Below are 7,806 nucleotides of genomic sequence, written 5' to 3' on the forward strand. Positions count from 1 at the left end.
ATCATGGTTTCGGTGTATTCAAACGTAATGGAAATATTACCAAAGGTCGAGTTGAATCTACCGACAGCAAGAGAAACCCCGGCCGCACTGTTCGCACCCAGCAAGTTACTGGTTATTGTCGAGCGGCTCGATGACTGGCTCGGTTACTTGCCCAGCGAAAGTATATTGACCGCCCAGGAATATCTTGAAGACAAGCGTTATAAAAATCCTGGCGGACAGGTTCAGATCATTAACTTGTGTCGCAACTATAAATATCTGGGGCACGGCTATTACTGCTCGTTACTGGCAGAAGCACGCGGTCATAAAGTCATACCTTCGGTCAAAACCATCAGTGAACTCACGAAACGTTCACTCTACGGTCTGGCCCTTGAAGATCTGGACCGTGTACTGGAGAACGCCATCGCTGACCACCCCTATGGCGAAACCGAAGGCTTCACGCTGAGTTTTCATTTCGGCAAAACCGATCTGCTGCCGCTGCAGGCTCTGGCTCAACAGTTGTTCGACACCTTTCCAGCGCCCATCCTGCAAGTGGAGTTCATCAAAAACCAGCGTTGGCACATCGCCGGAATCAAGATCGGTGCCCTGCACAAGCTGCGGGAAGAACAGCAACACGATTTTGCCCACGCACTGGATACCTTCAACCGGCGCATCTGGCGTCAGCCGGTTTCGCAACGCCAGTCCCGTTATGACCTGGCCATTCTGCATGATCCTGCCGAGGCACTGGCCCCCTCCAACCCTCTGGCTCTGCAAAGGTTCATCGATGCCGGGCAGCGTCTGGGGATAGATGTCGAACTGATCGAGAAGAAAGACTACGCCCGACTGGCCGAATACGATGCCCTGTTCATCCGTGAAACCACCAGCGTTGCCAATCACACCTATCGTTTCGCCAAGAAAGCCGAGAGCGAAGGTCTGGTGGTCATGGACGACTCGGCCTCGATCCTGCGCTGCACCAACAAGGTCTTTCTCACCGACCTGCTCAACAAACACAATCTGGGTATGCCAGCGACCGAGATTCTCTACCGTGATCGTATTCAGGATCTGGAACAGGTGGGCGAACGCCTGGGGTTTCCCGTCGTATTGAAAATCCCCGACGGTTGTTTCTCACGGGGCGTGATCAAAGTGGAAACCCAAGCCGAACTCGCCACAGCGGCTGCCGAATTGTTCGAGCACTCCGTATTACTGCTGGCACAGGAATATCTCTATACCGAGTTCGACTGGCGGATCGGCGTGCTCAATCGTCAGCCGCTCTATGCCTGCCTGTACTTCATGTCCAAGGGCCATTGGCAAATCTATAACCACAAGGCGCAAGGCAACGAAGTCAATGGCCTGTGCGAAACGGTCCCTATCGAAGAAGTGCCCCCCGAGGTGGTCAAGCTGGCCGTGGACGCTGCAAGTCTGATCGGTGACGGGCTTTATGGGGTCGACCTCAAGCAGACCGACAAGCGCCTGGTGGTCATCGAGGTCAACGATAACCCCAACCTGGATGCCGGGATCGAGGATGCCTGCATTCAGAATCAGTTGTACGACCGGATACTGGAGGAGTTCGTCCGCCGTCTGGAGCTCAAGCATCAGGGCCATGGTTAATCAACCTTTGCAGTAGAGACGCCAGAATGATTGAACGCTACAGCCTGAATACCGGGACGCTTCATGCAACAACGGCCGAGGATGCGCCACTTTTTTTATGCACGAACCCGACAGCGCAAGAACGGGATTTTCTGCATCGCAACTTCAAGGTTGATGCCCATATGCTGGATTCGGCGCTGGACCCTGACGAGGTGTCCAGAATCGAATTCCATGACGGCCAGCTCTTTCTTATCTGGAAGCGTCCGGAAAGCTATTCGGGCGCAGCAGCCATGACTTTCGAAGTCTCCTCCTTCGGTCTGATGCTCTCATCCGAGAAGCTGGTGGTCATTTCTGCTGGCAATTCATTGCTCAGTGCAGAGGGAACCCATCGGCCTCTGGAAAACCCGCTGGATATTCTGATCGACTTGCTGTTCAACAGCGTGCACCACTACCTGGGCCACTTGCGGGTCATCAAGTTGATTGCCCGGGAACTGCACAAGAAATTCGACACCTCTCTGGATAATCAGCATCTGCTGCACATGTTCAATCTCAGTGAAAGCCTGATCTATTACATCAACGCGATTCAGAGCAATGGTGCGGTCCTCGAGCGCCTGCACAATCACGCCGAGAAGCATGGATTTTCGGCCCATTTCATCGCGTTGCTGGACGATCTGATCATCGAGAACGACCAGTGTTACAAGCAGGCCAGAATCTATTCCACCGTGTTCGCCACACTCATGGATGCCCGCGGCAACATGGCAAACAACAACATGAATTCGATACTGCGCAACCTGACCGTGGTCAATGTGGTGTTCCTGCCGCTGAACCTGATCGCCGGTATCGGCGGCATGTCCGAGTTCAGCATGATGACGGCGGGTTTTCCTTGGTGGATATCATTCCCGGCACTGATCGCGGGCATGCTGCTTCTGAGCCTGTTGATGTTCATGGTGCTCAGGAAGTCGTTCGCCTGACGCTATTGGCAGGTTGCAAGCGAGAGGCAAATCCAGGGTGCCGGATCACCCGGTAGAAAAGCCCCGCCACAGGACGGGGCCAAAGAGTCGCAGGCCTCAGGCCTGCTTGTCGCGAATACCGCAGTGAACATCGGAAGCGATCTGGCCGTCGGACAGCTTGATGATGCGATCGGCCAGCTGGAAGTACTGATCGTCGTGGGTGATGATCAGGATGGTCTTGCCACGGCGTTTCAGGTCAGGGAGCAGTTCCTCGTAGAAGAAGCGCTTGAAAGGTGGGTCCTGATCCGCAGCCCATTCGTCAAGAACGTAGAGCGGACGGTCTTCCAGGTAGGCACAGACCAGCGCCAGGCGTTTCTGCTGGCCATAGGAAAGCGCCTTCAGCGTCGAGTAACCGTGCCCTTCGATCTTGATCTTGTCCGCCAGGCCCAGGGTCGTCAGGTATTTCTGCGCCAGCTCACTGCTCGCTTCCTTCTCGTCGGGGCCGATCAGACGGTTGAACAGATGAAAGTCGGAGAACACTGCCGAGAACATGTCCCGGTAATGGCTGCGATTGGTGTCGGTAATCTCGACGCCGTCGAGCTGCACATGGCCCTGACGCGGGATATAGAGACCGCACAGCACTTTGGCCAGGGTGCTTTTGCCACAGCCGTTGCCGCCGACGATATAAACGAGCTCTCCCGCATGAATGTCCAGGTCCACAGGTCCCAGGGCGAACCCCGAGCCGACATCGGCATTCTGATAATCCATCCTGATGTTCTTGAGCGAGATGGTATTCCAGGCTTTTTGCGGGAAGTGCAACAGCTTGGGCGCTTCCGTCTCGACAACCTGCGGATGCTCTTCATTGATGCCAAAACCGAAATCCGCCAGGCGGCTGCTTGCAACACGCCCCTGGGCCAGAATCGGCATGGCGGTCACCAGCAGAGAAAGCGGCCCCATGATATAGAGCACGGCCAGAATGCTGGCTGTGAGCACCGAGGGGTCCAGGGCTGCCACTTTCGGCGCGGCGAACAACAGACAACCCAGCAGTATCGACAGAGTGAGTTGCCCCACGTTGTCACCGGCGGTAAACCAGACACGCTCGATGAAGTTGAAACGTGCCACTCGGGTCGACGAAGCATCGATGGCTGCACGACTGAACCAGTTACGGCGGATACGGTTGAGCTTCAGTTCCTTGAGACCGAATACCAGCGCATGGGTGTATTCGTTGAACGAGGTGAATTCGTCACGCACCCGGCTCGACACCTTCACGCCACTGCTGAAGAAATACAGATAAAGCACCACACCCACGAACATCAGCGACAGCGTGACCGCAAACACCACCCAGGACAGGTAGGCCAGGTAAGCGATACCGAACAGGAACACAGTGGTTTCCACCAGTACCGTAGGCATCACGACCAGCGTGGTATTGAGCTGGGGAATGTCATTGGTAAGCATGGTCAGCACGTTGGCCGGCCCGCGTCTGTCCACTTCCTCCAGCGGCGTGCGCAGGATCTTGCGGCACAGTGCGATGCGAAGCCGGGTCATGATGTGCATGCTTGCATAAGCCGGAAAGAACGCTGCGGCATTGCGAAAGACGAATGCAACGACACTCAGGCCAATGAACCAATACATCACCTGGGTTCGCGAGCCTTCCATATGGATGGCCTGGTTGATCACATTGACCACTGCAATCGAAGCGACCCCGCTGATGACACCAGTCACCAGGGTAAAAAGGGTCAGCCAGGGATGGCTGCGCCATAACAGGCGCATGATCGAACCCGGACTGGGCTTTTTCTCTTGCTCGTTGCTCATTGCTCAATATCCTTGGATGGACGGGCCATAGGGCAGTACCGATTGCGAGTCGCTGGCACATGAGCGCCAGCGGGTTCGGAAAAACAGTGAAATTCAGACAGGCCAGTGTACGGACGAGGCCGCTTGCGGCTGTCCCGGACTCCGAGTACAAGCGCCAATCATTTGCTCGGCCAGACAGCGTCCCGCGTGGTCATTTCACCCATGGCCACAGCGATGAGCCGTGGTTCTTCATAGGGATCACGCGCATGGGCCGCGAGCATGTTGTCCAGCATGATCAGGTCACCCTTCTGCCACTGGAAGCGCACAGCGCACGCCTCATAGGCCTCTCCGACCAGAGCCATGACCTCATCTTCGATAGGAGTGCCGTCGCCATAACTGACCATGCGCGGCAGGCGATCCTCACCAAACATGTCGAACAGGTCTTCACGCATTTCTTCACCCAGGCAGAACGGGTGATGCAGCTGGACCTGATTGAAGAAAGCCGCCTGCCCGGTGACCGGGTGATGAATGACCGCCGGGCAATGGGTGTGGATCTGCAGGGTGTCGGCGTCCAGCCACTCGAACGCCGTACCTTGTTCGCGACAGCGGGCCTCTGCCACTTCGGGCTTGTCGGTCCCGAAAAAGCTCTGCCAGCTGGGTTCGACACCCGAAGTAAAGGTACGGATGTAGCGCAGCGCCTTGCGCTTGAACTTCTCGACCACTTCGCCAGGCAGTTGCAGCAGCATCTGACGAATATCCACCAATGGCGTTGCCCCACCCACTTTCGAAGGCAACTCACAGTAGAACCACTGCTTGCGTGGCCAGCTTTCCAGATGCGAGCTTTCGTTGTGGTAGAGGATCATTTCCCGCTCGGGATAAGGCGTGGAGCGGTACACATTGCGACCGCCCTCCTTCTTCGGCAGATCGCCATAGCCACCGTGCAGTCCCGGTGACAAGGCCTCGGCAAAACTTTCGAACAGGGGCACGCTATCCAGACCGAAACCACGGAACAGAATCGCTCCGTGTCGACACAGCAGTGCTTCGATGCTTTCACGGTTTTCAGCGGCCCAGGCCAATGGCTCCAGCCCGGCTTCGACGGGTTCGATCACCACTGGCAGGCTGTTGGCGGGATCCAGCAGCGACAGGCGTACCTTTTTGTCACCGTGGCTGTCCGGCCAGCGCAGTGACTCGGTAATGTCCAGCTCAGGCAAATCGATGGTTTCAAGGTTCATGCATAACTCCCGGGCGATGAATATCGAGGGTCGTGCCTGCTCGAGAAACCTCCCGTACCGGCACGCTTTGCGCCAGCATGTAAGCATCGCCGGACATGCCTGTCTGTCACCGCAATTAGGGACATTCCGGCCCTTTCACTGCGTCACCGACTGTCCCCATTTCCCTCGACAGACACCTTTGCGGGATCGGTGCTGAAATGCCTCCGCTGCGCAAATACGAGCGGTTCGCAAGTACCTCACAACTCTTCGGTACGGGCTGCAGAACCTGGTTTCGAATGCGTCCAGCGCACTGCAACTTGTGATCAAACAGGAGTGTCATTCATGCCGATCAACCCAATTGGCAAAGGGGAAGACCAGTTGTCAGCCCCGCTGCGACCCGGCGTCTTGCTGCACGAGCTGTTCAGTGCCAGGGCCGGAGAGTTTCCCGAAAGAACAGCGTTATCCGACAAAACCCGCGCCGTCAGTTACGCAGAGCTCGACGCCACGTCTTCGGCGCTGGCAGCCAGCCTGCGCAAGCGCGGCGTCAAGGACGGCAGCCTGGTCGGCCTGTGCCTGGAGCGCAATGTCGATCTGGTCATTACCCTGCTCGCCATTCTCAAGGCCGGCGGTGCCTATGTCCCGGTCGATCCGGCCTACCCTGCCAAACGTATCGAGCACATCGTTCAGGACAGCGGCCTGCAACTGATCGTCAGTTCCCGTGATCTGTGCAGCATTCCCAAGACACCTTCACTGCAAGTACTGCTCCTGAACGAGCTGCTGGCAGAAAAGAACCCTGGCGAGTTCAAGGCCAGCAGCGCCGATGCCTCTCAGGCTCCGGCCTATGTGATCTACACCTCGGGCTCCACGGGCGAACCCAAAGGCGTGCTGGTGACTCATGCCAATGTGAGCAGCCTGCTGGAAAGCACCCAGCGCATCTATCATTTCACTCACAACGATATCTGGTCGATGTTCCACTCCATCGGCTTCGACTTCTCGGTCTGGGAAATCTGGGGCGCTCTCGCCCACGGTGGCCAGGTTGCCATCGTGCCTTACGAAATCTCCCGCTCACCCGAAACCTTCAGACAGTGGCTGATCAGCAATCAGGTCACTGTTCTGAGCCAGACGCCATCGGCCTTCCGCGGTCTTGACGAAGCGGATCGTCAGGCCAGCAAACGTCTGTCGCTACGTTATGTGGTATTCGGCGGCGAAGCGTTGCCAGCTACCGTCCTGCGCCCGTGGGTCGAACGTCACGGTGACGCACTCCCAGCACTGATCAACATGTACGGCATCACCGAAGCCACAGTGCATACCACCCACAAACGGGTGCGCGGCCAGGACCTTGAAGTATCGGCCACCGTCTCTGTCGGCAAACCGCTGGATGGCTGGACCCTGCACCTGCTGGATGACAACCGGCAACCGGTGAACACAGGCGAAATCGGCGAACTGTATATCGAAGGTGCCGGCCTGACCCTGGGCTATCTGAATCGTCCGGGCCTGACGGCCGAGCGTTTTGTAACCCTGCCAGGCAGCGGCATCCGTGCCTACCGCACCGGCGACCTGCTCAAGCAAGACGAGCATGGCGAATACCACTACGCCGGACGTAGCGACCAGCAACTCAAGGTTCGCGGCTTCCGTATCGAGGCTGGCGAAGTCGAAGCGTCCCTGCAGTCGAGCAAGAAGATTTCCGCCAGCCACGTTACCGCCTATGACTACGGTCAGGGCGATATACGCCTGGTGGCCTACATCGTTCCCTCCGATGGCTCACAGAGCGTGACTCAGGAACTGCGCAGCGAACTGGCCGCACTGGTCGCTCAACAGTTGCCGGACTACATGCGGCCTTCGGCCTACATTGCCCTGGCAGCGCTGCCGGTCACCGCCCACGGCAAGATCGACAAACAGCAACTGCCTTCACCGCTTGAGCACGGCAGTGTCAAAGCCGGTCAGGACACCCTGTCCGAACAGGAACAGCATGTCCTCAAGGTCTGGTCCGAAGACATCGGCCTCAAGGGCATCGGCCTGAACGACGATTTCTTCGATCACGGCGGTACCTCGCTGGCCCTGATTCGCTCCCTCAGCCTGCTCAAGGCTCACTACAAGGTTGACCTCAACCCTGGCGTTCTCGCGGACGGAGCCACTGCCAAGGTCCTTGCCGAAAACATTCGCAGCGCCCTTGCCAAGACCGGTCAGGGCAACCTCTCGGAGCAGGAACGGCAGGTCCTCAAGGTCTGGTCCGAGGACATCGGCCTCAAAGGCATTGGCCTGAACGACGATTTCTTCGATCACGGCGGCAC

The 7,806-nt window shown here is 57.4% G+C and carries 5 protein-coding genes; 3 read left to right on the forward strand and 2 right to left on the reverse strand.

Annotation, left to right across the window (positions count from 1 at the left end; translation table 11 throughout):
- Window positions 1-3 precede the first annotated feature (3 nt).
- A complete protein-coding gene (locus JSY17_RS16795) occupies window positions 4-1,584 on the forward strand; it encodes a RimK family protein (RefSeq protein WP_206402404.1) in 1,581 nt (526 codons plus the stop codon).
- Window positions 1,585-1,610: 26 nt separating this feature from the next.
- Window positions 1,611-2,534, forward strand: a complete 924-nt coding sequence (locus JSY17_RS16800) for a magnesium transporter CorA family protein (protein ID WP_200997465.1) — start codon at window positions 1,611-1,613, stop codon at window positions 2,532-2,534.
- 96 nt (window positions 2,535-2,630) lie between these two features.
- Here JSY17_RS16800 and JSY17_RS16805 read toward each other — a convergent pair whose 3' ends face one another.
- Window positions 2,631-4,325, reverse strand: coding sequence for a cyclic peptide export ABC transporter (locus tag JSY17_RS16805; RefSeq protein WP_117181361.1), 1,695 nt, complete (start codon window positions 4,323-4,325; stop codon window positions 2,631-2,633).
- Between the two features lie 158 nt (window positions 4,326-4,483).
- A complete protein-coding gene (locus JSY17_RS16810; RefSeq protein WP_206402402.1) occupies window positions 4,484-5,536 on the reverse strand; it encodes a TauD/TfdA family dioxygenase in 1,053 nt (350 codons plus the stop codon).
- A gap of 321 nt (window positions 5,537-5,857) precedes the next feature.
- Between JSY17_RS16810 and JSY17_RS16815 the strand changes: the two genes are divergently transcribed.
- On the forward strand, window positions 5,858-7,806 hold a 1,949-nt coding region (locus tag JSY17_RS16815), incomplete at its 3' end, for an amino acid adenylation domain-containing protein (RefSeq protein WP_206402401.1).

Source organism: Pseudomonas capsici, from assembly GCF_017165765.1.
GTDB lineage: Bacteria > Pseudomonadota > Gammaproteobacteria > Pseudomonadales > Pseudomonadaceae > Aquipseudomonas > Aquipseudomonas capsici.

Bases quoted from the DNA above. Each gene is read 5' to 3' on its own strand.
- JSY17_RS16795 (WP_206402404.1), top strand. From the start codon at position 4: ATGGTTTCGGTGTATTCAAACGTAATGGAAATATTACCAAAGGTCGAG.
- JSY17_RS16800 (WP_200997465.1), top strand. From the start codon at position 1,611: ATGATTGAACGCTACAGCCTGAATACCGGGACGCTTCATGCAACAACG.
- JSY17_RS16805 (WP_117181361.1), bottom strand. From the start codon at position 4,325: ATGAGCAACGAGCAAGAGAAAAAGCCCAGTCCGGGTTCGATCATGCGC.
- JSY17_RS16810 (WP_206402402.1), bottom strand. From the start codon at position 5,536: ATGAACCTTGAAACCATCGATTTGCCTGAGCTGGACATTACCGAGTCA.